At 29.0% G+C, this 24,114-nt stretch carries 21 protein-coding genes and 2 pseudogenes; 16 read left to right on the top strand and 7 right to left on the bottom strand.

All coding sequences use genetic code 11. The features are described 5' to 3' along the window. Position 1 precedes the first annotated feature (1 nt). Together folK and aroQ are read right to left on the bottom strand one after the other, a co-directional pair. Complete coding sequence (gene folK / locus A2J15_RS05710) at positions 2 to 475, bottom strand: 2-amino-4-hydroxy-6-hydroxymethyldihydropteridine diphosphokinase (RefSeq protein ID WP_066778426.1); 474 nt, start codon at positions 473 to 475, stop codon at positions 2 to 4. 2 nt (positions 476 to 477) lie between these two features. Continuing rightward, positions 478 to 957: a type II 3-dehydroquinate dehydratase gene (aroQ, locus tag A2J15_RS05705; protein ID WP_066778428.1), complete on the bottom strand. Its 480-nt coding sequence runs from the start codon at positions 955 to 957 to the stop codon at positions 478 to 480. A 92-nt stretch (positions 958 to 1,049) separates the two neighbouring features. Between aroQ and mqnF the strand changes: the two genes are divergently transcribed. Both mqnF and sppA read left to right on the top strand, forming a co-directional pair. Next, entirely contained in the window at positions 1,050 to 2,279 is a 1,230-nt protein-coding gene (gene mqnF, locus A2J15_RS05700; RefSeq protein ID WP_066778429.1) for an aminofutalosine deaminase family hydrolase, read from the top strand. Continuing rightward, positions 2,267 to 3,157 carry a signal peptide peptidase SppA gene (gene sppA, locus A2J15_RS05695; RefSeq protein WP_066778430.1) on the top strand — a complete coding sequence of 297 codons (891 nt, stop codon included), beginning with the start codon at positions 2,267 to 2,269 and terminating at the stop codon, positions 3,155 to 3,157. Before mqnF ends, sppA begins: the two co-directional genes overlap by 13 nt. A gap of 107 nt (positions 3,158 to 3,264) precedes the next feature. Here the strand turns inward: sppA and A2J15_RS05690 are convergent, their stop codons facing one another. The 4 genes from A2J15_RS05690 to A2J15_RS05675 form a co-directional block, all read right to left on the bottom strand. Continuing rightward, positions 3,265 to 3,921, bottom strand: coding sequence for a LutC/YkgG family protein (locus A2J15_RS05690; protein ID WP_066778432.1), 657 nt, complete (start codon positions 3,919 to 3,921; stop codon positions 3,265 to 3,267). Next, positions 3,914 to 5,353 (bottom strand): LutB/LldF family L-lactate oxidation iron-sulfur protein, encoded by a 1,440-nt coding sequence (locus A2J15_RS05685; protein ID WP_066778434.1) that lies wholly within the window; start codon positions 5,351 to 5,353, stop codon positions 3,914 to 3,916. Before A2J15_RS05685 ends, A2J15_RS05690 begins: the two co-directional genes overlap by 8 nt. Then, positions 5,350 to 6,087 (bottom strand): (Fe-S)-binding protein, encoded by a 738-nt coding sequence (locus A2J15_RS05680; RefSeq protein ID WP_066778436.1) that lies wholly within the window; start codon positions 6,085 to 6,087, stop codon positions 5,350 to 5,352. The genes A2J15_RS05685 and A2J15_RS05680 overlap by 4 nt, the downstream gene beginning before the upstream one ends. Before the next feature lie 128 nt (positions 6,088 to 6,215). Further along, on the bottom strand, positions 6,216 to 7,898 hold the full coding sequence (locus A2J15_RS05675) for an L-lactate permease (RefSeq protein ID WP_066778438.1): 1,683 nt from the start codon (positions 7,896 to 7,898) through the stop codon (positions 6,216 to 6,218). 423 nt (positions 7,899 to 8,321) lie between these two features. Between A2J15_RS05675 and A2J15_RS05670 the strand changes: the two genes are divergently transcribed. The 3 genes from A2J15_RS05670 to A2J15_RS05660 are packed head-to-tail and all read left to right on the top strand — an operon-like array spanning position 8,322 to position 11,232. Further along, complete coding sequence (locus A2J15_RS05670; protein WP_066778439.1) at positions 8,322 to 8,567, top strand: DUF4492 domain-containing protein; 246 nt, start codon at positions 8,322 to 8,324, stop codon at positions 8,565 to 8,567. After that, on the top strand, positions 8,560 to 10,089 hold the full coding sequence (locus A2J15_RS05665; RefSeq protein WP_066778441.1) for a cytochrome ubiquinol oxidase subunit I: 1,530 nt from the start codon (positions 8,560 to 8,562) through the stop codon (positions 10,087 to 10,089). Before A2J15_RS05670 ends, A2J15_RS05665 begins: the two co-directional genes overlap by 8 nt. A gap of 27 nt (positions 10,090 to 10,116) precedes the next feature. Further along, positions 10,117 to 11,232, top strand: coding sequence for a cytochrome d ubiquinol oxidase subunit II (locus A2J15_RS05660; RefSeq protein WP_066778444.1), 1,116 nt, complete (start codon positions 10,117 to 10,119; stop codon positions 11,230 to 11,232). A gap of 305 nt (positions 11,233 to 11,537) precedes the next feature. On the opposite strand, the gene ung is transcribed toward A2J15_RS05660, so the two are convergent. Further along, positions 11,538 to 12,233: a uracil-DNA glycosylase gene (gene ung, locus A2J15_RS05655; RefSeq protein WP_066778446.1), complete on the bottom strand. Its 696-nt coding sequence runs from the start codon at positions 12,231 to 12,233 to the stop codon at positions 11,538 to 11,540. A 266-nt stretch (positions 12,234 to 12,499) separates the two neighbouring features. Between ung and aspA the strand changes: the two genes are divergently transcribed. The 11 genes and pseudogenes from aspA (at position 12,500) to A2J15_RS05600 (ending at position 23,914) form a co-directional block, all read left to right on the top strand. Then, on the top strand, positions 12,500 to 13,906 hold the full coding sequence (gene aspA / locus A2J15_RS05650) for an aspartate ammonia-lyase (RefSeq protein WP_066778448.1): 1,407 nt from the start codon (positions 12,500 to 12,502) through the stop codon (positions 13,904 to 13,906). Between the two features lie 17 nt (positions 13,907 to 13,923). Next, the gene (locus tag A2J15_RS05645) at positions 13,924 to 15,264 is read left to right on the top strand and encodes an anaerobic C4-dicarboxylate transporter (protein WP_066778450.1); all 1,341 of its coding nucleotides are present in this window, start codon (positions 13,924 to 13,926) and stop codon (positions 15,262 to 15,264) included. A gap of 97 nt (positions 15,265 to 15,361) precedes the next feature. Next, on the top strand, positions 15,362 to 16,708 hold the full coding sequence (locus tag A2J15_RS05640; protein WP_066778453.1) for a COG3014 family protein: 1,347 nt from the start codon (positions 15,362 to 15,364) through the stop codon (positions 16,706 to 16,708). Between the two features lie 14 nt (positions 16,709 to 16,722). After that, entirely contained in the window at positions 16,723 to 17,085 is a 363-nt protein-coding gene (locus A2J15_RS05635) for a DUF1425 domain-containing protein (protein WP_066778455.1), read from the top strand. 16 nt (positions 17,086 to 17,101) lie between these two features. Next, positions 17,102 to 17,725, top strand: coding sequence for a penicillin-binding protein activator LpoB (lpoB, locus tag A2J15_RS05630; RefSeq protein ID WP_066778457.1), 624 nt, complete (start codon positions 17,102 to 17,104; stop codon positions 17,723 to 17,725). Between the two features lie 208 nt (positions 17,726 to 17,933). Beyond that, positions 17,934 to 18,242, top strand: a complete 309-nt coding sequence (gene rplU / locus A2J15_RS05625; protein ID WP_066778459.1) for a 50S ribosomal protein L21 — start codon at positions 17,934 to 17,936, stop codon at positions 18,240 to 18,242. A 10-nt stretch (positions 18,243 to 18,252) separates the two neighbouring features. Beyond that, positions 18,253 to 18,507 carry a 50S ribosomal protein L27 gene (gene rpmA, locus A2J15_RS05620; RefSeq protein WP_066778460.1) on the top strand — a complete coding sequence of 85 codons (255 nt, stop codon included), beginning with the start codon at positions 18,253 to 18,255 and terminating at the stop codon, positions 18,505 to 18,507. A 101-nt stretch (positions 18,508 to 18,608) separates the two neighbouring features. Next, complete coding sequence (gene obgE, locus A2J15_RS05615) at positions 18,609 to 19,652, top strand: GTPase ObgE (protein ID WP_066778461.1); 1,044 nt, start codon at positions 18,609 to 18,611, stop codon at positions 19,650 to 19,652. A gap of 406 nt (positions 19,653 to 20,058) precedes the next feature. Beyond that, positions 20,059 to 21,288, top strand: a pseudogene (locus A2J15_RS05610) (aminotransferase class III-fold pyridoxal phosphate-dependent enzyme). Positions 21,289 to 21,322: 34 nt separating this feature from the next. After that, a pseudogene (locus A2J15_RS07970) lies at positions 21,323 to 22,758 on the top strand (NAD-dependent succinate-semialdehyde dehydrogenase). 22 nt (positions 22,759 to 22,780) lie between these two features. After that, positions 22,781 to 23,914, top strand: a complete 1,134-nt coding sequence (locus A2J15_RS05600; RefSeq protein WP_124134791.1) for a purine-cytosine permease family protein — start codon at positions 22,781 to 22,783, stop codon at positions 23,912 to 23,914. Positions 23,915 to 24,114: the final 200 nt, after the last annotated feature.

Here is a 24,114-nt window from a genome sequence, read left to right as displayed (position 1 = left end):
CTTATATCAAGCCTAAAGGCAAAATTACACTGACTCTTTTTTCAACCCCACTATGAGGTACCTCACACCATTTATCACGCTTGACTTTTTGCGAAAAGTATAAAAGATCTAAATCAAGCGTCCTAGGAGCATTTTTGAAAGTTCTTTTGCGTTTAAATTTTAATTCATAATAAAGCAAAATTTTCAAGATTGCTCTTGCATGTAAATTGGTTTGCAATAACATTATAGCATTGCTAAAATCTTTTTGCTCTTTAAAACCAAAAGCTTCATTAATTAATATAGGTGATGTTGATACAATTTGAAATCTTTGATCATTTTTCATCACTCGAAAAAGCATATCAAATCTCTTTTTTTCAGGTTCTATATTGCTTCCTAAGCCTATAAGAGCTAAATATTTAAAAGAACTAATATTTTTATTAGCAAAAGGAAAAAAACGACTTTTTTCAAAGCGTCTTGCCCCTTTGATTTTTAACATTCTTAATTATTAATTTGTTGTGCTTGCTGCATCGCACGTAAATTATTTATTTGTTTACAAATTTGAATAATCCCCATTAAAGCTAAGTGATAACTAAAAGGACCAAAACCTGTTATGCTTCCAGAGCAAACAGGAGCAATAAGACTTTTTTGACGGAATTCTTCTCTACGATGCACATTGCTAATGTGCACTTCAATTGTAGGTAAAGCTACAGCTGCAATAGCATCACGAATTGTTATTGAAGTGTGAGTATATCCTGCTGCATTGATAATAATTCCATCAACCGTTCCAAGACATTCTTGAATTTTATCTACAATTTCACCTTCAAAATTACTTTGGAAAAAATCAAGATCTACATTATTTTGTGCAGCTGCAATTCTCATTTGTTGATGGATTTCCTCCATTTTCATCGTGCCATAAATTCCTACCTCTCTTATGCCAAGCATATTGACATTTGGACCTTGGATAACCATTATTTTCATTGATTAAGCCTTAAAAATTTATTTTTTTAGCTTTTTATTATAACATTTTAAAAATAAATTTTTGCTACAATATATTTTTTGAAAGGAAATTCGTGTTTATAGTTGATGCAAAATATCTTTTCGTATGTGATGAAGATTTTACAATATTGCAAGATCAAGCTTTAGTTTTCGAAGATACAATTTTAGAATTAGGTGAATTAGCAAAGTTAAAAAAAAAATATCCTCAAGCTAAATATATAAAAACACCTGAAAATTCAGTTATTTTACCTGCTTTTATTAATCCGCATACCCATTTAGAATTTAGTGCAAATTCTACTACTTTACATTTTGGCGAATTTTTAATTTGGCTTAAAAGTGTTATTAAATCACGTTGCGTGTTAAATGCTCAAGCTAAAGAGGAATTGATTTTTAAAAATATTGTAAAAATGCAAAAAAGTGGTATAGCAACTATAGGTGAGATTTCAAGTTTTGGAAGTGATTTAGCTCCTTGTTTAAAAGCTGCTCAAAACGGGATGCGTATAATTTTTTTTAATGAAATTTTAGGTTTAAATGAGGCGCAAATTCAAGAAAAAAAACAGGAATTTTTGCAAAGATTTGAAAATTCTTTACAATTTAAAAATGAATTTTTTATTCCTGCTGTTTCTATACATTCGCCTTATTCTACTCATCCTAGTTTAGCTCATTTTGCACTTGATTTAGCACGAAAATATCATTTATTAGTAAGTACACATTTTTTAGAAAGTAAAGTTGAAAATTACTGGCTTAGATATGCAAAAGGTAAATTTTTAAAATGGCTTAATAATTTTATAATAAATCCCCAACCTTTTTATACTTTAGAAGAATTTTGTCAACTTTTTAAAGGGATACGAACTCTTTTTACTCATTGTGTATATTTAAAAGAATATGAATTGCTCGATAAAAAATTACATTCTATTAGTCATTGTGCTTTTTCTAATCGTCTTTTAAGTCAAAAAAGTTTTAATTTAAAAAAAGCTTTAAAAAGTAATTTGAATATTCATTTGGCAACAGATGGACTTAGTTCTAATATCTCTTTATCTTTGCTTGATGAAATGCGAGCTAATTTGTTTATCCATAAAGATTTTGATTTGCTAAAATTAGCACCTAAGCTTTTACAAATGGCAACTCTTTATCCTGCTAGAGCTTTAAATTTAAATTTAGGAGAGCTAAAAAAAGGTAAAATAGCTGATTTAAGTGTGTTTAAATTAGGAGAATGTGAAAAAAAACAAGCTCCATTGCAGTTTATTTTAAATGCGAAGGAAGTAGATATATTATTTATAAAAGGAAGAAAATGCAAATTATAAAATTATTTTTTAGGGTTTTGGCATGCGGTATAAAGTTTATTAATACTTATTTTAAAACTTTTGTTTTGTTATTATTTCTTGTATGGATTTTAATGCCAAGTGCTAATTCAGGTCTTGCTAATTTAGAGCGTATTGATTTAAAGGGTGGAATTTTTGATAATTCTATAGTTTTAGAAAAAATTATACATGCTAAAAATGATGATAATATTAAAGGCGTACTTTTTGTCATAGATTCTCCTGGAGGAGCTTTTGCACCTAGTATGGAATTAGCTTTAGCTATAAAAGATTTAAAACTTAAAAAACCTGTAATTGTTTATGCAAGTGGAACTATGGCAAGTGGAAGTTATTTAGCAGGTGTAGGAGCTGATAAAATTTTAGCTAATCCAGCAAGTTTTATAGGTTCTATAGGAGTGATTATGCAAGCAGCTGATTTAAGTGAATTGGCTCATAAATTAGGTATTAAAGAACAAACTATTCAAGCAGGTGAATTTAAAAGTGCTGGAACTTTTACAAGAGCTTGGAATGAGAAAGAAAAAGAATTTTTACAAAATTTAATTAATCAAAGTTATGAACTTTTTACAGATTTTGTTTCCAAAGAAAGAGGTTTAGATCTTAAGCAAAAAGATGGATGGGCAAATGCTAGAGTATTTTTAGCTGCTAAGGCTAAAGAGTTTGGACTTATAGATGATCTTAGTAATTATGAAAGTGCTAAAAAAGAATTAGAAAAACTTACTCATGTGTCAAATCCTATTTGGAAAGAAGAAGATAAAATTGATAAATTGCTTAATCGTTTAGAAGGACAAGCATCTATTCTTATTGGTAAAAGTTTAAATGACTTTGTTTATAAAATCAATAACAATGTTTTAAATGCTCAATAAATTAAATATATTTATTAATTTTTTGATGGAGTGGTTTAAAATATTTTAATTAAAACTATATTTTATTAAATATTAAAATATAGTTTTATGGATTAATTTTTGGAAAATTAATATATTATAATATGTGCAATTTGTGGTCCATGGACACCAAAAACTGTTATAAGTTCTATGTCTGCAGTTCTTGAAGGACCAGCTATGAATAAGATATTTGTAGGTAAAATTGCATTTTCTTCTTTAACTAAATTTAAAGCTTGAGAAAGACTTTTTACTACATTTTCTTTTTTAAGTAAGATAATGCAAAGCTTAGGTGCAAGACTTAGCATTCTAGGTTGTTCTTTGCTAGAAAGTACTAAAGCTACGCCATGAGAGCTTATTCCTGCTCTTGCGTGGATAATAGAAAAATCACTATGAAAGACCTCATGTCTTAAATTTTCTATATTCTCATTAAAACAGATTTTTTCTTCTGTTTTGATTTTATCAAGATTTAAGTTTAAATTTGAACCATAGATCATTTTTTTATAATTATATTTTGCAATGATTTCATTGATTTTTTCCTCTAAAGTATCTTTAGTAGCATCTTCAACAATATATTTGTTATCACTCATTTTTTGTTTCATTTCAGCTAGCATGTCATCACTAGTTTGAATATGTTCTACAGGATCTATGCTTTCAATACGAGTGAAATGGGTTTCTTTGTAAGCATTTTTAAGGTCGTTTAAAATATTTATTTTGCTTTTGTTTGAGATTTCATAGATTTTACTCATAGCTTACTCCTTCTAAATTTTGGATTTCTTTATAAAGATCTGTTTTTATTTGAGGTAATTCTTTAAAGGCGTGCCATTTTTTAATTACAGGTAATACTCCTGCAAAATTATGTACCATCCAGTTAAAATAATGTGCTTTTGAAATTGAAAAGCGCCATTTATCACCATGAGTTGCAATATATTGAAATTGTTTAAAAATAAATGATTCTAAAGTATTATGATTAATCTTGTTTGATCCTATAGGAGGATTTTTACCTTGTCCTATTTTATCACATCTTAGTTTTCTAATGAGATCTGCTAAGGGAATTTGTACAGGACAAACTTCAGAACAACGACCACAAAGAGAACAAAAATTTAAAATATCTCCTGTATTATCTATACCAAAAATATTAGGACTAATAACTTCTCCAATAGGACCTGGATAAGTAGTTTGATAGGCATGTCCGCCAATTTGATCATAAACAGGACAAAAATTCATACATGCCCCACATCTAATACAACGTAAAGCCTCATAATAATCTTCATGTGCAAGCATTTTAGAACGGTTATGATCAAATAAAATTACATGTACTTCTTTAGGGCCATCTAAGTCTCCATTTTTTCTAGGCCCTGTGATGATATTATTGTAAGTTGGGATAAATTGTCCTGTTGCTGAAGGGGTGAGTAAAGAAACCATAGTTGCTGCATCTTCAAAGCTTTCCATTACTTTTTCTATACCGCAAAGTGCTATATGAATATCAGGAGCAGTGGTACACATTCTACCATTACCTTCATTTTCTATAAGCCAAAAAGCGCCTTCTTTAGACATAGCAAAATTTACCCCACTAAGCCCTAATTTTAAATCTTCAAAATCTTTTCTTAAATGTTCTCTTGCTACTGCATTTAAATTTTTAGGATCATTATTTTCTAGTTTTACATTGAGCTTATCTTTGAAAATTTGTCCTATTTCATTGCGATTTCTGTGGATAGCAGGAACAACTATATGTAAAGGTGCTTCTTCATTAAGCTGTAAGATAAGTTCCCCAAGATCTGTTTCTATAGCTTTTAAACCTTTTTTTTCTAGATAGTGGTTTAAACCTATTTCCTCGCTAGCCATAGATTTACCTTTTAAGAGTTTAGTAATATTTTTTTCACGCATAATTTCATAAACTATTTCGCAAGCATCTTCACCACTACTTGCCCAATGTACTATAATACCATTTTTTGTAGCATTTTTTTCAAATTCTAAAAGTCTTTCTTCTAAACTCATTAAAGCATTATTTTTAGCTTGTTTGGCTTTAGCTCTTAAACCTTGCCAATCTTTAAACCTTGCATCTATAACATGAAGTCTATTTTTTTGTAGAGTATGCATTGCAGTTATTAAATTTTCTTGCATTTGTTTATCATTAAGTTTGATTTTGACGATTTGATCGTGAGGAATTTTTTGACTCATAATTTTTCTCCTTCTAAACGTTTAAGTAAAAAGTCATATAAATGTATCCCTTTAATATCTAAATTTGCTCTTTTCATGGTACCATCTATATTTAAAAGACATCCTCCATCACCACTAATAAGATATTTTACTCCTTGATTTTGTATATCTTTGATTTTACTTTTTACCATAGCATTAGAAATTTCAGGTTCTTTAATAGAAAAAGTTCCACCAAAACCACAACATTCTTCTTCATATTCTAGGTTGAGAAGTTCTACGTTTTTTAATTTTTTTATAAGATTTTTGCTTGCTTGTATACTTTTTTGTATTCTTAAGGCATGGCAATTAGAATGCCAAGTTACTTTTATAGGTTCACCTTTATCTTCATAATTGACATTTAAAACTTCATCAAGGTATTGTGAAAGTTCTATAACACGAGAACTAAAGTCTTTTATTTTGGATAATTCAGTTTTGTTTTTAAAAAGTTCTAAATAATCGTGACTCATCATACCAGCACAAGATCCACTGGGTACAACAATGGGATAGTCTTTATCAAATAAATTCGCATTGTATAAAGCAATTTCACGACTTTCATTAAAATATCCTGAATTAAAAGAAGGTTGAGCACAGCAAGTTTGATTTTTTTTAAAAATCACTTCCACTCCTTCGCGTCTTAAAAGTTTAATCGCATTTAAAACTGTATTTTGCATAGCAACGCTTCCTAAGCATGTGGCGTAAAAATATACCTTTTTCATTAATTACTCCTTATTTGTAGCATGGTAAGTTAGATATTTTGTTTTGTAAAATTCAATAAAGTAAATTTTGTTTACAAATATTTATTAAATAATTTTAAATTTTTGCAAGCTTTTTTGCTTGCAAAAATTTATTTTACTATAACATCAGGAATAATACCTTGCAAGAAAAAGGCTATAATGCAAGTCCAAATTCCTATTAAAATAATAAAAGCTATAGAATATTTTAGCGTAAATTTGAAAAGTTCAGATTCTCTACCTACAAGTCCTACTGCTGCACAAGCTATAGCTATACTTTGAGGACTAATCATCTTGCCAACAACGCCCCCAACAGAATTTGCTGCTAAGAATAAAGATTCGTTAATATTTAGTTTTTGGGCACTTATTTGTTGTAAAGTTCCAAAAAGTAAATTAGCACTTGTATCAGAACCTGTTAAAAAGACTCCTATCCAGCCAATAATTGGAGAAAAAAATGAGAAAGCACCACCAGTGTGTGCGAAAGCTAGACCTAAAGTTGTACTCATGCCACTGTTTTTAGAAATAAAGGCAAAAGCTACAACTAAACCTATAGTGATACAAGGAATTGCCATTTCTTTTAAGGTGGCCCAAAAACATTCTGCTGCCTCTTCAGCTTTAATGTTTAAAATAGCTATGCTTAAAAAAGCTGCAAGTAAAATTGCTGTTCCTGCTTGAGCAACTGTTTTTCCATTGATTAGATCTATTCCTAGGGATAAAGCTAAAGGTTTGCTTTCTCCTGTGCCTGTAATAGAAGGGCTTAAAATTCCATTAGTAATATTACTAAATTGTAAAGTAACACTAGTATAACTTAATATGCCGTCTTTATCAAAAAGGGCTTTAAACCAAGGTTGTGTCCAAATAATAATACAAACAATAAGTAAAATAAAAGGAGTCCAAGCTTTTAAAATTTGATTAAAACTTAAAGTGTTATCTTGATTAAAATTAGTTTCATTGTCAAATCTAAAAATATTTTTTGGTTTCCAAAATTTTAAAAAGATTGTTGTAATTGCTAAGGATACAATAGCTGAGATAATATCTGGAAGTTCAGCTCCTAAATGATTTGAGCTTAAAAATTGTGTTATTGTAAAACTTAAAGTAGCAACTAAAATAGCTGGAAAAGTTTCTTTAATACCTTTAAAACCATCCATTAAAAAGATTATAAAGAAAGGTATGGTTAAGCTTAAAGGTACGAGCATTCTACCCACCATAGCTGAAATAGAATGTTGTTCTATGCCAACAAGATTAGCCATAGCGATGATAGGAATTCCTACTGCTCCAAAGGCTACAGGGGCAGTATTGGCAATTAAGCAAAGTCCAGCAGCTTGCAAAGGACGTAGCCCAAGACCAACTAAAAGAGCAGCCGTAATAGCTACAGGTCCGCCAAAGCCTATGGCACCTTCTAAAAATGAGCCAAAGCAAAAGCCTATTAAAATTACTTGAATTCTATGGTCTGGAGTGATGCTCATTACGCTTTTTTTAATGATTTCAAAAGATCCAGATTTTATGGAAAGTTTATAAAGAAAAATTGCTGCAATAATAATCCAAGCAATAGGCCACATACCATTAGTAAAGCCTTGAATAAAACTTGCTCCAACTAAATTCCAGGGCATTTTGTATACAAATAAAGCGGTTAAGGTAGCAAATATAACAGTTAAAAAGCCTGCTTGATAACCTTTAAGTTTAAAAATAACTAAACAAGCCAAAAAGCAGAGTATAGGTAAAAATGCCATAAAAGCACTTAACCAAATATTTCCTAATGGGTCATAGATTTGCTGCCATGTTAAAATCTGTTCCAATTTTTCTCCTTCGATAATTTTATAATAAAGATATTGTAACAAAAAATTAAATATAAATAAGAAAATTATTAGATTAAGATAGATGAATTTTAATATCTATATCGATTTTGTGTATTTTTGTAATATTATTATAAACAAGTATAAAATTTTTTATTATTAGGTATTTAAGAATATTAATTTTTAGGATTTTTAATATAATTATTTTAATCATTTTGTTTTAGTTTTATTTTTTGATATATAATAATTTATAAAAGTTTATAAGATTGAAAATTGATTAATTTATCAAAGTTTTAATTTTGTTAAATCAGTATTTTAATAATAATTTTAATTATTATTAGTTTTAAGAAAGCAATAACATAAATTTAAATATAATTTTCGAACTCAAAATATTAAATTTCTTATATTTTTAAAGGTAAAATCATTATGTGTTATAAATATTTTAATATTTTTAGAATTTTTAATTTTTATAAAGAAGGTTTTAAAAATTTAACATTAGGAAAAACTTTATGGAAAATTATCATCATCAAGTTTATTATAATTTTTGTGATATTGAAATTATTTATTTTTGATGTAAATTTTAATTCTATGTTTAAAAGCGATAAAGAAAAAAGTTCTTTTGTGTTTGAAAATCTCATTTTAAATGAAAATAAAGGAAATATTAATGAATGAGCTTAGTAGTGTTGATTGGTCAAGGGCGCAGTTTGCTTTAACTGCACTTTATCATTTTTTGTTTGTACCTTTGACTTTAGGTTTGTCTTTTATAATTGCTATTATGGAGACTATTTATGTAAAAACTCATAATCTAAAGTGGAAGAAAATTACTCAATTTTGGTTATCTTTATTTGCTATTAATTTCGCTATTGGTGTAGCTACTGGCATTATTATGGAATTTGAATTTGGAACAAATTGGGCAAATTATAGTTGGTTTGTGGGTGATATTTTTGGTGCGCCTTTAGCTATTGAAGGTATTATGGCATTTTTTTTAGAGGCTACTTTTTTTGCAGTTATGTTTTTTGGATGGGATAAGGTTAGCAAAGGTTTTCATTTGCTTTCTACTTGGTGTGTTGCTATAGGAAGTAATCTCTCAGCTTTTTGGATTTTAGTGGCAAATGGATGGATGCAATATCCTCAGGGGATGAGTTTTAATCTCGATAGCGCAAGAAATGAAATGCAAAATTTTTTTGAAGTAGCGTTTTCACCTGTAGCTATTGCAAAATTTTTACATACTGTAGCTAGCGGTTATGTGATTTCAGCTTTATTTGTTATGGGGGTTTCAGCATGGTTTATATTAAAAGGACGTCATATTATAGAAGCTAAAAAAAGTTTAGTGGTTAGGGCTAGTTTTGGTTTAGTTTGTTCAATTTTTTTATTTTTTAGTGGGGATGAAAGCGCTTATCGTGTCACTCAAACACAACCTATGAAGCTTGCGGCTATGGAAGGCATTTATCAAGGAGAGCATCGTGCTGGACTTGTTCCTTTTGGAATTTTAAATCCTAAAAAAACTATAGATAATAATGAAAGTGTATTTTTGTTTGATATCACTATACCTTATGCACTTTCTATACTAGGAAATCGTGATTTTGACTCTTTTGTTCCAGGAATTGAAGATTTAATTTATGGGAATAAAAATAAAGGAATAAAACCTATGCAAGAGCGTATTGATAGAGGTAAAATCGCTATACAAGCTTTAAAAGATTATAAAATTGCTAAAGAGAATAATAATACTTCAGCAATGTTAAATCATAAAACTGTTTTAGAAAGCCATTTTAAAGATTTTGGTTATGGTTATTTGCAAAAGCCAAGTGATGCTATCCCTCCTATAGCTTTAACTTTTTATAGCTTTCATGTTATGGTAGCTTTGGGTAGTTTTTTCTTTATACTCTTTGTAGTGATACTTTATCTTACCATGGCTAATGATATTGAAAAATTTAAAAAGCTACTTTGGTTGTGTTTATTTTCTATTCCTTTGGGATATATTGCTGCTGAGGCAGGTTGGATTGTTGCTGAGGTAGGCAGACAGCCTTGGGCAATTCAAGATTTGCTTCCTGTGCATATAGCTGCAACGCATTTAGGTAAAATTAATGTTCAAATTTCATTTTGGATTTTTGCAGCATTGTTTAGCGCCTTGCTTATCGCTGAAATAACAATTATGTTTACTCAAATTAAGAAGGGTTTTAAAGCGCATGAATAGTATTTTTATAAGCAAAGGAGGAAAATAATGTTTTTTGGTTTAGAACTTCAAGCTTTGCAAATTTATTGGTGGTTGATTTTGAGTTTACTTGGAGGGCTTTTAGTATTTATGTTTTTTGTGCAAGGGGGTCAAACTTTAATTGATGAATTGAGTGAAAATGAGCTTGAAAAAACTATGCTGATTAATTCTTTGGGGCGTAAATGGGAATTAGGTTTTACAACTTTTGTGCTTTTTGGTGGTGCAGCTTTTCCGCTTTTTTATAGTACAAGTTTTGGAGGAGCTTATTGGATTTGGCTTTGTATTTTATTTTGTTTTATTTTACAAGCTATAGCTTATGAATACCGTAAAAAAGAAAATAATATTTATGGTTTAAAAACTTATGAAATTTTTTTAAAGATTAATGGTTATTTAGGTGTGTTTTTAATAGGAATTGTTATTAGTAGTTTTTTTAGTGGTTTGGAATTTACTTTAAATGAAAATAATTTCGTTTTTTGGCAAAATTCTTTACACGGTTTAGAGCTTTTATTTAATCCTTTTAATTATTTTTTAGCTTTGGCTTTGATATTTTTGGCTAGACTTTTAGGTGCTGCATATTTTATGAATAATATTAATGATGAAAACATTAAAATAAAAGCTATGAAAAAACTTACAATTAATGGTATTTTGTTTTTACCTTTTTTTCTAGCTTTTTTGGTTTGGATTTTTATAAAAGATGGTTTTGGTGTTGATAAAAATGGTTTTGTAAGCTTAAGCGCCAATTTATATTTATATAATTTTTTAAATGCAAGTTTTTTGGCTATTTTATTTTTAATGGGTATTGTTTTAGTATTATTGGGTGTATTTCAAGGGTCAAAAGGTTGTTCTAAGGCTATTTTTACTTTAGGACTTGGAACGGTTTTGACAGTTTTTTCTTTGTTATCAAGTCTTGGACTTGGAGAAAGTGCTTTTTATCCTTCTTTAAAGGATTTGCAAAGTTCTTTAACTTTAAAAAATGCCAGCTCTAGTTATTATACTCTTAGTGTTATGGCTTATGTATCTTTGCTTGTTCCTTTTGTTTTAACTTATATTATTTATGTTTGGAGGGCAATGGATAGGATAAAAATCACTCGCGAAGAAATGGAAAATAATGATCATACATATTAAGGAGTAATTGATGTTTCATATTTTGTTTTTATTATCTTGGCCTTTAACGCTTTATTTAAGCTATAAATTTATTATTTTAAATATCAATCAATTAGAAAAAGATAATAAATTATAAAATAGTATGAATTTGAGATTTTTTGAGAGGTCAAATTTATACAAGCATAAGTATTATTTTGTTAAGCCAAATAAAATATACTTAAGCTTTTTAAATCAAAATCATTCGTTTTGTCTAAAGTAAAATATTTCTTTAAGTAGGAAAAATTGTAAAATCTTAGTTTATTATTAAGCAGAGTTATTTAATTAATTTAAAGTATTTCCCAATTTATGGGTTTTTTGCTTAATTTTTTTAGAAATTCATTAGCTTGTGAAAAGTGTTTACAACCTAAAAAGCTATTTTTTGCTAAAGGACTAGGATGAGCAGCTTGTAGTATTAAATGTTTTTTATTATCAATTAATACTTTTTTGCTTTTTGCATAATTTCCCCAAAGCATAAAAACAAGTCCTGATGTTTCTTTGCTTAGTTTTAAGATTACTGCATCACTAAATTTTTGCCAACCCCATGAACTGTGGCTTGCTGCTTTATTGGCTTCTACGCTAAGTATGGAATTTAAAAGTAAGACACCTTGTTTTGCCCAAGGACTTAAATCTCCATTATTAGGCGGAGTAATATTTAAATCATTTTGTAATTCTTTATAGATGTTTTTAAGACTTGGGGGAATTTTTATTCCTTTAGGTACTGAAAAACTAAGCCCCATTGCTTGATTTGCTTGGTGATAAGGGTCTTGCCCTATGATAACTATTTTTAATTTTTTTAAAGGACATAAGTTAAAAGCATTAAAGATTAAATTAGCAGGTGGATAAATAGTGATATTTTTATTTAAAGCGTTGATATATTGTTTTTTAAGATCTAAAAAATATTGTTTTTTAAATTCTTCTTTTAGGAAATCTTTCCAATCATGATTCATTTTAATTTTGTCTATATTTATTTTTATTGTTGTCATAAATTTTTTCCATTATTTTAAAGTATTAAAGCTTTTTATTCTAACAAAAAAGTTGATAAAAATATATTAATTTTTTTTAAAACAAATAAAAATATTTATATTAATGAAAATTAAATGTAAGTATATAAATACCTAATTTAAAGTATTTTGAAACTAAGTTATTTATTAATCAATTATTAACTAAAAATGCAATATTATTATCGGGTGATTTAAATTGATTTTCGCGCCAGTTTAAATTCAAATACTTTTATGAAAGGTTTTTTAATATGGGAACAAGAAAAGAACATGACTTTATCGGTGAATTAGAAATTTCTGATGAAGTTTATTATGGAGTTCAAACTTTTAGAGCTATTGAAAATTTTAATATTTCTCATGATAGGTTAAAAGATTTTCCTCGTTTTGTTAGAGCCTTAGCTAGAGTAAAAAAAGCAGCCGCTATGGCAAATTATGAATTAGGGCTTTTGGATAAAAATATCCAAGATGCTATTATTAAAGCTTGTGATAAAATTTTAGAGGGTGGATATTATGATCAATTTGTAGTAGATATGATACAAGGAGGTGCTGGAACAAGTACAAATATGAATGCTAATGAAGTTATAGCCAATATTGCACTTGAACTTATGGGACATCAAAAAGGGCAGTATCAATATCTTCATCCAAATGATCATGTGAATTTAAGTCAAAGTACTAATGATGCTTATCCTACAGCTTTACATCTTGCTTTACATGATTATTTAAGTGATTTAGCAAAAGCTATGGAATATTTAAAAAAAGCTTATGAAAGAAAAGCTCAAGAATTTAAAGACATATTAAAAATGGGTAGAACACAACTCCAAGATGCTGTTCCTATGACTTTAGGTCGTGAATTTAAAACTTTTGCTGTGATGATAGGTGAAGATATACAAAGGGTTTTAGAAGCTAGAAAATTGATTTTAGAAATTAATTTAGGTGGAACTGCTATAGGAACAGGTATTAATTCTCATCCTGATTATCCAAAAATAGTGGAAAGTAAAATAAGAGAAGTAACAGGTTTTGAATATACTGTGGCTGAAGATTTAATTGAAGCAACCCAAGATACAGGAGCTTATGTGCAAATTTCAGGTGTTTTAAAACGGGTTGCAACAAAACTTTCTAAAGTATGTAATGATTTAAGGCTTTTAAGTAGTGGTCCAAAATGTGGCTTTAATGAAATTAATTTACCAAAAATGCAACCAGGCAGTTCTATTATGCCAGGTAAAGTAAATCCTGTTATTCCTGAAGTGGTTAATCAGGTTTGCTATGCTGTAATTGGTGCAGATGTTACAGTGACTTTTGCAAGTGAAGGTGGGCAATTACAACTTAATGTTTTTGAGCCTATTATTGCTTATAGTTTATTTAATTCTATTGTAATGCTAGAAAAAGCAATGTATACCTTAGCTGATAAATGTATTAATGGTATTAGTGCAAATGAAAAAATTTGTTCTGATTTTGTTTATAATTCAGTAGGTATAGTAACAGCTTTAAATCCTTATATAGGATATGAAAATTCAGCAAGTATAGCTAAAGAAGCTATGGCTAGCGGTAAAAAAGTAGCTGATATTGTGCTTGAAAGAGGACTTTTAAGCAAAGAACAAATTGAAGAAATTTTAACTCCATCAAATATGTTAAATCCTCATATGAAAGCTAAAAAATAAATAATTAGGATTTAATGATGGATATCGTGATAATTTTACAAGTAATTGTCCTTCTTGGTGCCATTTTTATAGGTATTCGTTTAGGTGGTATAGCTATAGGTTATGCAGGAGGGTTTGGTGTTCTTGTATTAGGGCTTATTTTGGGGATGAAACCAGGGAATATTCCTTGGGATGTTATTTTAATCATTGCTGCGGCTATTGGAGCAATTTCAGCTATGCAGCAAGCAGGTGGGCTTGATTATATGGTTAGATTGACAGAAAAAATTTTAAGAGCAAATCCAAAATTTATTAATTATTTAGCCCCTGCTTGTGGATGGTTGCTTACTATTCTTGCAGGAACAGGTAATGCAGTATTTTCTTTAATGCCTGTAGTAGTAGATGTTGCCAAATCGCAAAATATTAAGCCAAGTGTTCCTCTTTCTTTAATAGTTGTTTCATCTCAAATTGGAATTACTGCTTCTCCTGTAAGTGCTGCAGTAGTTTATATGAGCGGGGTTTTAGAACCATTGGGTTGGAATTATCCTACTTTGATTGGCATTTGGATAAGTACTACTTTTATTGCTTGTATGTTGACAGCTTTTATACTTAGTTTAATCACCCCTATGGATCTTAGTAAAGATTTTGTTTATCAAGAACGTTTAAAAGCAGGGCTTGTTAAAGATGCAGGTAATATTTTACATGGTGAAGATAAGCCAGGTGCAAAACTTTCAGTGGGAATTTTTTTGATTACAGTTTTATTGGTTGTACTTTATGCTACTGCAATTTCTAGTAATATTAAATGGATTGATCCTGTTATTGTTCCAAGAGATGCAGCCATTATGAGCTTTTTACTTGCTTGTGCAACTTTAATCACTTGGCTTTGTAAGGTTGAACCAAGTAAAATTCTTGATACTAGTGTATTTAAAAGTGGTATGACCGCTTGTGTTTGTGTATTTGGTGTAGCGTGGCTTGGAAATACTTTTGTTGGGGGACATGAGGATTCGATTAAAGAAATAGCAAGTGAATGGGTAAAACAAACCCCTGCTATGCTTGCAGTAGCTTTTTTCTTTGCAAGTATGCTTTTGTATTCTCAAGCAGCTACTGCTAAAGCTATTGTACCTGTAATCATTACTGCTTTGGGAATTTCAACAACAAATCCCCATGATTCTTACATGCTTGTTGCTTGTTTTGCTGCAGTTTCAGCTCTTTTTGTGCTTCCAACTTATCCTACTTTATTGGGTGCAGTACAAATGGATGATACGGGAACAACTAAAATTGGTAAGTTTATATTCAACCATTCTTTTTTTATCCCAGGTGTTTTAACTATTGTTATTGCTGTAAGTTTAGGTTTTGTTTTGGCTTCAATTTTAGCACAATAAATCCTAGGTTTTCCTAGGATTTATATCCATTAGCTTTTAAAGTATATACTAGCTTAATAATATTTGTTTTAATTTTCTTTGAAATAGAGAGTTTTTGATGAAAATAAAAGTTGGGTTGATTTTATTAAGTTTTTTTCTGTTTGCTTGCACTAATCAAATTAATCAAAATAAAGTATTTGATAATGCTTTGACTCAAAAATACTGTAAAGATGATTTTTTCAATCAAAATTTAAAAAAAATTCAAAATAATCATGATGTAATTTATATAGGATTAAATACAGCTTTAATTGCTAGAAATTGTGGTGATTTTAATCGAAGTAATGTATTTTTTGATGCTGCTGAAAAATCTTATAAATATGATGTAGATTTGGAAAACACGGCAAAAAAAGGTAGCAAATTTCTTGCAACAACTTTGTTAAATGATACTATAGTTGATTATGAAGGTTCTTTATATGAAAGGATTATGGTTAATGTTTATAAGGGTTTAAATTTTATGAGCTTGGGTGATTACATTAATGCTAGGGTAGAATTTAACCGTGCTTTAATGCGTCAAGATAAGGCAAAAGAATATTTTGCTAAAGAAATTGAAAAAAATCGCGAAAATATAGAAAAAGTTAAAAAGGATCCAAGTTATAAAAAAAATATGAATGATAATTTTAAATTTATACAAGGGCAGTATGATAATTTGTTTAAAGAATTTTATACAACAAAAGATTTTGTTAATCCTTATGCTACTTATTTAGCTTCAATCTTTTTTTTCTTAGATCAAGATTATCAAAAAGCAGCAGATTTATTTAAAGAAGTAGCTATTATTTACCCTAATAATAAAACTATAAAAGAAATGGCTATGATTTTTGAAAAATATGCTACAAAAACAAATGTTAAAGATTCGCTAAAATATATTTTTGTGGTTTATGAAAATGGTTTTGGTGTTATCAAAGATGAATTTAACTTAATTTTACCTTTTGTTATAGATCAAAAACTCCTTAGTGTGAATATGGCTTTACAAACTTTAAAAAAAAGAGCAATATCTTTTACGAATTTAAGTGTAAATGATGAAAATACAAATTTTTTTGTAGATTTAGATAATATTGTTGCTACAGAGTTTAAAATTAATATGCCAGCCATGATTATTAAAGCCTTGACTCAAACTATAGTTAAAATAACTTTAAATGCAGCTATTGCAAACAATGATTATACAGGAGGTTGGTTAAGTTTTGCAACCGTATTGACTAATGCTGCTATAAGTAAAGTTGATGTACGTTCTTGGAGATCTTTACCCAAAAATATAGGTATTGCAATAGTTGAAAATAAAGGAAATTTAAAGATTAAAGATCCTAAAGGCAATATTTTGTTTCAAAATGAAGTGAATAAAAATAAAAATATTCTTGTAATAGTGCGTTCTTTTGCCCCATATCTACCTTTGAGTGTTGTAATAATTTAAAAATAAGGTTAAAAATGAAAAAAATTGTTTTATTTATTTTAATGTTTTTATTAAGCGCTTGTGTTTCAAGTTATGAGATTAATTCTAATGCTCATACTTTAAGTTCAAAATTACCCAATGGTTTGGTAAAAAGTTTTAAAAAGCGTATTAATGTCAATGGTTTATTAGAAATAGAAATTATTTTAAAAAGTGCTTTCTCTCAAGATATAATTTATAAAATCAATTGGTTGGATGAAGATGGATTTGTTTTAAAAGATGCCATAAATCAAAATTATCAAACCTTAAGAATTTCAGCACAACAAGAGTTAATTCTTCATAAAGTTGCTCCTGATATAAGAATAAAAGATTTTACAATAGATATTAAAACAAGAAATTAAATTTATAGGAGGTATTATGAAAATAATAAAAATTTTGAGCATGACTTGTGCGGGAGTTTTATTTTTTAACGCTTGTGCAAAAAATGTTTATACAGATGGAAAAGCAAGTCAGGTTAAACAAGGTAATGCTTTGAGTTTAGGACTTGATAGGGAAGATTTTGAAAATGCAGCCCAAAGTATGATAAATAGCATGCTTAGTGATCCAGCTTTTGCAAATATTAAACCAGGTCAAAGAAAAGTCGTTGCTATGGGTAGAGTAATTAATGATACTCCGCAAAGAATTGATACTGAAAAACTTACTGCAAAAATTACTTCAGCTTTAAGAAAATCGGGTAAATTTATTTTAACTTCGGCAGTAGCAGCAGGAGGTGCACTTGATAGTATGAGTGAAGATGTAAGAGAATTAAGATATAATGATGAATTTGATCAAAAAACTATTGCAAAAAAAGGAACTTTGGTTTCGCCTGATTTTTCTCTTACAGGTAAAATCAGACAGGATGATGTAAGGCTTAGTAATGGTAAAACTCAAGTTGAATATTTTTTCTTGTTAAGACTTACAGATTTAAATTCAGGTTTGGTGTATTGGGAAGATGAGCAAACCATAGATAAAACAGGATCTACTAAATCAGTAACTTGGTAAAAATTTTTGGTTTTATCAATCAGAAGCTAATTTTTAAATTTAGTAGGAGATATGTTTTATAATTTAAATTTTAAAATTTTTCTTAAATTCATTAAGAATTAAACAAAAATTCTATAAAATAAAAATTTTATTAAGCCATTAAAGCTTTTAAATCCCTACTATAGGGTGCTTTATGGTACTACCAAAAATTAATTTTTAAGGAAAAGCAATGTATGCTATTATTAAGCACAGCGGAAAGCAATACAAAGTGAGCGTTGGCGATGAATTAAAGCTCGATCATTTTGAAGCTCAAAGCAAATCAAGTATTGAAGTAAGTGAAGTTCTTGCTATTAATGATAAAGAATTAAAGGTAGGTGCACCTTTTGTAGTAGGTGCAAAGGTTATTTTGGAAGTGATTAACCATGGAAAAGATAAAAAGGTTGTAATTTACAAAAAAAGACGCAGAAAAGATTCTAAGCTTAAAAGAGGTTTTAGAAGACAATTTACTCGTGTTATAGTAAGAGATATTAAAGTTTAAGGAGTAAAAAATGGCACACAAGAAAGGTCAAGGTTCAACTCAAAATAACCGCGATTCTATAGGTCGTCGTTTAGGTGTTAAAAAATTTGGTGGCGAGTTTGTTAGAGCTGGAAATATCATTATTCGTCAAAGAGGCACTGCAACTCATGCAGGTAATAATGTAGGTATGGGTAAGGACCATACTCTTTTTGCACTTATTGATGGTTTTGTAAAATTTGAAAGAAAAGATAAAGATAGAAAAAAAGTTTCTGTATATCCTGCATAAATTTTTAAGACGCTTTTTAGTGTCTTAAAAATTTTAAATTTGTAAATTTAGCTTCTTTTATACTTCGTTTAGTTTTAAATTTAAAATTAAAGGTAATTAGGATGTTTATTGATAGTGTTAAAATTACTTTAGCTTCAGGTAATGGTGGTAAAGGTGCTGTAAGTTTTCGTCGTGAAAAACATGTTCCATTAGGTGGTCCTGATGGTGGAGATGGTGGAAATGGCGGTGATATTATTTTTGTTTGTGATAATAATACCCATACACTTATTAATTTTAAAGGAAAAAGAGAATTACGTGCCCAAAATGGTGCTAATGGCATGGGTCGTAATAAAAACGGAAAAAAGGGTCAAAATTTAGAGCTTATTGTACCTGAAGGAACTCAAGTGATTGATGTTTACACTAATGAAATTTTACTAGATCTTACTAAAGAAGGAGAAAGAAAGCTTTTTTTAAAAGGTGGTAAAGGGGGTCTTGGAAATACTCATTTTAAACATTCTACTAATCAATGTCCTGATTATGCACAGCCTGGTATTGAAGGTCAAAGTCGTTTAGTAAGACTTGAACTTAAATTAATTGCTGATATAGGGCTTGTAGGATTTCCAAATGTGGGAAAGTCTACTTTAATAAGTGTAGTTTCAAATGCTAAACCTGAAATTGCAAATTATGAGTTTACTACTCTTACTCCAAAACTTGGACTTGTTGATGTGGATGAATATAATTCTTTTGTAATGGCAGATATCCCAGGTATTATTGAAGGTGCAAGTGTGGGTAAAGGTTTAGGACTCGCTTTTTTAAAACATATTGAAAGGACAAGTTTTTTACTTTTTGTTTTAGATCCTATGAGAGAAATATCTTTAAAAGAGCAATTTCTTGTATTAAGGAAAGAGCTTAAGAAATTTTCAAAAGAACTTTTTATCCGTAATTTTGGTATTATGATTTCAAAAAGTGATAGCATTAATTTAGGTGAAGATTTTGCTAAACAAATTGCTTTTAATATAGAAGAATTAGAGAATTATCTTAAAAGTGATAATAATCCTCAAAGTTTTTTAATAAAAGTATCAAGTCTTGAAAAAATAGGACTTAAAGAGCTTAAATTTCTGCTTTTAGAAGAAATTATAAAATTAAGAAAAAATATAAAACATTAAAATAATATTTGAAGCCTAATAATTATTTTGATATTTGTAAGATTTAATATATCAAAAATATAAAAGGTTTATAATTTCTTTATTTAACAAGTTGTTTATTCTCAATTTTTATCCTTTGTTTAAATTTTTATTTATTTTTTAAGTATATTTTAGTTTTTATATTTTAAAATATTACTTTTTGTAAAATATTTTTGTACTATAAGTCATTATTTGAAATATTAAGAGCTATAAATAGGAAATAGTTATTTTGATTAATTTAAAAATAGTTTCTAAAATAATAAAATTACATAAAATATAGCATATATGTGTAATAAAGTAACTATTTATCATAAATTAAATCTTTGTAATATTTATTAAGTATCCTTTTTAAGGAAACACAATATAATCAAGATAGTTTTGAATAAAAATGAAACAAATGACAAATTTAAATCAATTCCGAGAAAAGATAACTCCAAGAGGCATTAATGTTTTGTGTCAATGGTATGCTTCTAAAGCAGAAAATGCAACAATATGGGATGAAAATAATAAAGAATATATTGATTTTGCATCCGGCATAGCTGTATTAAATGTTGGCCATAGAAATCCAAGAGTGATTCAAGCAGTTAAAAAGCAACTAGAATTATTTACTCATACAGCTTATCAAATTACTCCTTATGAGAATTATTTACAATTAGCACATAAAATCAATCAATTAGCTCCTATTGAGGGTGATAAAAAAAACTTGCTTTTTTATAACAGGGGCTGAAGCAACTGAAAATGCAATAAAAATTGCAAAAGCTTATACTATAAAAGATACGGTATTATTTCTTTTGGAGGATCTTTCCACGGAAGAACAACTTTATCCATGAGTTTAACAGGAAAAGTTTCTCCTTATAAGGCGGACTTTGGAATAAGTTCTGTTGGAATTTATCATGCATTATTTCCTAATCAAATGTATGAAATTTCAACAAAAGATGCTATGAAAAGCATAGAATATATCTGTAAAAGTTCGATTTCTCCTTATGATATTGCTGCGATTATTTTTGAACCTGTTCAAGGTGAAGGGGGCTTTAATCAAGCTCCTCATGATTTTGTTCAAGAATTAAGGAAATTTGCTGATGAATATAAAATTGTATTAATAGCTGATGAAGTACAAACTGGTTTTGGAAGAACAGGAAAAATTTTTGCAATGGAACACTATGATGCAAAAGTAGATATGATTTGTATGGCAAAAAGCATGGCAGGGGGATTTCCTTTATCAGGAGTGGTTGGAAAAGCAAATATTATGGATTCTCCAAATCCAGGTGGATTAGGGGGAACCTATGCAGGCAGTCCAATTGGAATTGCTGCTGCATTAGAAGTTATTAATATACTTAAAGAAGATAATCTTCTTGAGCGTGCAAATAAATTAGGAGAACAATTAAAAGCTAATCTTAAAACTTTAGATTGCAAAGAGCTTGCTCAAGTAAGAGGCATAGGATCAATGGTTGCTGCTGAATTCTTTAAAGATGACAAACCAAGTCCAGAATTTGCAAAAGCTGTTCAAAACTATGCTATGGAAGAAGGTTTATTGTTGCTTACTTGTGGGACTTATGGTAATGTGATTCGTTTTTTATATCCACTTACAATACCTATGAACAATTTACTCAAGAATTAAATATTTTAAATAAGTCTATTAAAAAGGCAATTGCATGATTAATTATAATCTTTTAACTCATCCTTTTGTATCTCAAACACAAAAAGACAATTACACTGCAGTAAATAATCCTGCAAATAATGAAATTCTTGCTTATGTTTATAATATTACAGAAGAAGAACTTGAAAAAAATATTTTACAAGCTCAAACGGCACAAAAAGAATGGGAAAATCTTTTAGCATTGCAAAGAGCTGATATTTTATGGAAATGGTATATGCTTGTTTTAGAATATAAAAAAGATTTAGCTAAAATCCTGACTCTTGAAATGGGAAAACCCTTTGAGGAATCTTTAGGAGAAATCAATTATTCTGCAAGCTTTATCAGATGGTTTGCTGAAGAAGCTAGGAGAATTGAAGGTGATATTATTGCTCCAACTCAAAAAAATCAGAAAATTCTTGTTCTTAAACAAGCAATTGGAGTGTGTGCAGCAATTACACCTTGGAATTTCCCCTCAGCAATGATTACAAGAAAAGTTGCTCCTGCATTAGCTGCTGGTTGTTCTATGATAGTTAAACCAGCAATGCAAACGCCTCTTAGTGCTTATGCTTTGGAAATTTTAGCAAGAAAAGCAGGAATTCCTAAAGGAGTTTTTGAAGTGGTTACGGGTAAAGCTGAGTTAATTAGTAATATTTTTTGTAAAAGTAATATAGTTAGAAATATTAGCTTTACAGGTTCTACTGAAGTTGGAAGGAAATTAATGGCACAAAGTGCTCAGACAATTAAAAAATTATCTTTAGAATTAGGGGGTAATGCCCCTTTTATTGTGTTTAATGATGCAAAATTGAATCTGCAGTTAAAGGAATTTTAGCCTCTAAATTTAGAAATACAGGTCAAACTTGTGTTTGTGCTAATAGAATTTATGTACAAAGTGGAATTTATGATGAATTAACACAAGAATTAAAAAAAGAAATTGCTTTATTAAAAATAGGAAATGGCTTAGAAAATGGGATAACTCAAGGACCGCTCATTGATGAAAAAGCGCTTTTTAAGGTTAAAGAACATATACAAGATGCAATAAATAAAGGAGCTCAGCTTATTATTGGAGGAAAGCCCCATGAAAGAGGTTTTAATTTTTTTGAGCCTACAATTCTTACTGATGTAAATCAAAACATGCTTGTGGCAAAAGAAGAAACCTTTGGTCCTTTAGCCCCTTTGTTTAAATTTGAAACAGAAGAAGAGGTTATACAAATGGCAAATGATACTGAATTTGGCTTAGCATCTTATATTTATACAAAAGATTTATCGCGCTTGTGGAGGGTTTGTGAAGCTCTTGAATCGGGTATGGTAGGAGTTAATACAGGTATTATTTCAACAGAAGTAGCTCCATTTGGTGGAATTAAGCAAAGTGGTTTGGGTAGAGAAGGTTCTAAATATGGTATAGAAGATTATTTAGAGCTTAAGTATTTGTGCGTCCATCTTGATACAACTTGAATAAAATAAAAAAGGATAAACTATGGCAGCGATTAGTCATAATCAAAATGATTTATTACACGGACATTCAACAGATGAGTCAACATGCATTATTAAAGATGATCAAAAATCTTCAAGATTTTCTTTAATGATGGCTTGGTTTGGAGTATGTAGTGCTTTGTTTTATATTGTTGTTGGTGTAGCAATGGCACAAACATATGGAACTAAAAATGCACTTATTGGTTTAATCATCACAGTGGTAGCTTATTCTATAGTTAATGGTATTATTTCACAATATGCTATAAAAACAGGATTATTTGTAGCTCTTTTTTCAAGAGTTTTGTTTGGACATACAGGAGCTGCCTTGGCTACTTTTATATTTTTTGCAACAGCGATTTATTATGCTGTATTTGAGGGTTCTGTCATTGCTATTGCCTTGCACCATCAATTTTCTTCTCTTCCTTATTGGATTGCTGCATTTTTTGTTGTTCTTTATAGTGTACCACTTATTTTTGGTTCTGTGCAGCATTGGTTAGATAAATTTAATGGAATTTTACTTCCTTTATACATTGTTGGATTAATAGGTGCAGTCATTTATGCAACAATGTATTATGGATATAGTAATGCTTGGTTTAGTATGGGTCCAAAAGAAATACCTGAATATGGATGGTGGAATGCATCTGTATATTATATGGATGTTTGGATTTTGATGATGTTTACTTTTGATTTTGCACGTTTTGGAAAAAAAGAAGATTTAAAATTTCATTCTCTTATCACTTTTGGGATCCCTTTTTATTTGATTACTTTTGTTTTATCGGCTTTAGCGGGTATATATCTTGTTTTAATTGTTCCTACACAAACTACTAGTGAAATAGCAGTAGCATTTGTGTTTATTGATCTTATGGGTGTATTAGGTCTCATTTTTGTATGGATTACACAAACAAGAATTAATACGGCTAATTATTTTTTAGCCACAACAAATATGCAAGCATTTTTTGAAGAAATTTTAAAAATTAATCTTTCAAAGTATGTATGGGCAATTTTTGTTGGTATTACTGTTTTTCTTTTGATGCTTCTTGATGTATTTTCTTATCTTTTACAAGCCTTAGCTTATCAAGGTATTTTTGTTGTTTCTTGGGTAGCTATTGCACTTGCACATATTTTAAATCCTAAATAGAGAAAAATATTTTGGAATTGTTCCTGAGATAGATTCTAAAAAATTACCTGCTTTTGAAATAAGTGGTTTATTAGCTTGGTTTATTTCTAGTGGGATTGGAGTGTTTGTGTATCATTCTAGTTGGGGTGCTAATTGGTATGCTACTATTACATTTTTCATTGCATTTTTTGCTTATATTTTTATTTTAATGGGAAAAAGCC

It is taken from the genome of Campylobacter hepaticus (assembly GCF_001687475.2).
GTDB classification, from domain to species: Bacteria; Campylobacterota; Campylobacteria; order Campylobacterales; family Campylobacteraceae; genus Campylobacter_D; species Campylobacter_D hepaticus.
The sequence above is the reverse complement of the archived record's forward strand: the minus strand, read 5'-3'. Positions and strand labels throughout refer to the sequence as shown.

Excerpts from the sequence above, each read along its gene's own strand:
- ung (WP_066778446.1), bottom strand. The coding sequence starts at position 12,233 with ATGACAACAATAAAAATAAATATAGACAAAATTAAAATGAATCATGAT.
- A2J15_RS05690 (WP_066778432.1), bottom strand. The coding sequence starts at position 3,921 with ATGAGTAAAATCTATGAAATCTCAAACAAAAGCAAAATAAATATTTTA.
- A2J15_RS05635 (WP_066778455.1), top strand. The coding sequence starts at position 16,723 with ATGAAAAAAATTGTTTTATTTATTTTAATGTTTTTATTAAGCGCTTGT.
- A2J15_RS05645 (WP_066778450.1), top strand. The coding sequence starts at position 13,924 with ATGGATATCGTGATAATTTTACAAGTAATTGTCCTTCTTGGTGCCATT.
- aspA (WP_066778448.1), top strand. The coding sequence starts at position 12,500 with ATGGGAACAAGAAAAGAACATGACTTTATCGGTGAATTAGAAATTTCT.
- A2J15_RS05640 (WP_066778453.1), top strand. The coding sequence starts at position 15,362 with ATGAAAATAAAAGTTGGGTTGATTTTATTAAGTTTTTTTCTGTTTGCT.
- obgE (WP_066778461.1), top strand. The coding sequence starts at position 18,609 with ATGTTTATTGATAGTGTTAAAATTACTTTAGCTTCAGGTAATGGTGGT.
- rpmA (WP_066778460.1), top strand. The coding sequence starts at position 18,253 with ATGGCACACAAGAAAGGTCAAGGTTCAACTCAAAATAACCGCGATTCT.
- A2J15_RS05670 (WP_066778439.1), top strand. The coding sequence starts at position 8,322 with ATGTGTTATAAATATTTTAATATTTTTAGAATTTTTAATTTTTATAAA.
- folK (WP_066778426.1), bottom strand. The coding sequence starts at position 475 with ATGTTAAAAATCAAAGGGGCAAGACGCTTTGAAAAAAGTCGTTTTTTT.
- A2J15_RS05680 (WP_066778436.1), bottom strand. The coding sequence starts at position 6,087 with ATGAAAAAGGTATATTTTTACGCCACATGCTTAGGAAGCGTTGCTATG.
- aroQ (WP_066778428.1), bottom strand. The coding sequence starts at position 957 with ATGAAAATAATGGTTATCCAAGGTCCAAATGTCAATATGCTTGGCATA.
- A2J15_RS05685 (WP_066778434.1), bottom strand. The coding sequence starts at position 5,353 with ATGAGTCAAAAAATTCCTCACGATCAAATCGTCAAAATCAAACTTAAT.
- sppA (WP_066778430.1), top strand. The coding sequence starts at position 2,267 with ATGCAAATTATAAAATTATTTTTTAGGGTTTTGGCATGCGGTATAAAG.
- A2J15_RS05600 (WP_124134791.1), top strand. The coding sequence starts at position 22,781 with ATGGCAGCGATTAGTCATAATCAAAATGATTTATTACACGGACATTCA.
- A2J15_RS05665 (WP_066778441.1), top strand. The coding sequence starts at position 8,560 with ATGAATGAGCTTAGTAGTGTTGATTGGTCAAGGGCGCAGTTTGCTTTA.
- A2J15_RS05660 (WP_066778444.1), top strand. The coding sequence starts at position 10,117 with ATGTTTTTTGGTTTAGAACTTCAAGCTTTGCAAATTTATTGGTGGTTG.
- rplU (WP_066778459.1), top strand. The coding sequence starts at position 17,934 with ATGTATGCTATTATTAAGCACAGCGGAAAGCAATACAAAGTGAGCGTT.
- lpoB (WP_066778457.1), top strand. The coding sequence starts at position 17,102 with ATGAAAATAATAAAAATTTTGAGCATGACTTGTGCGGGAGTTTTATTT.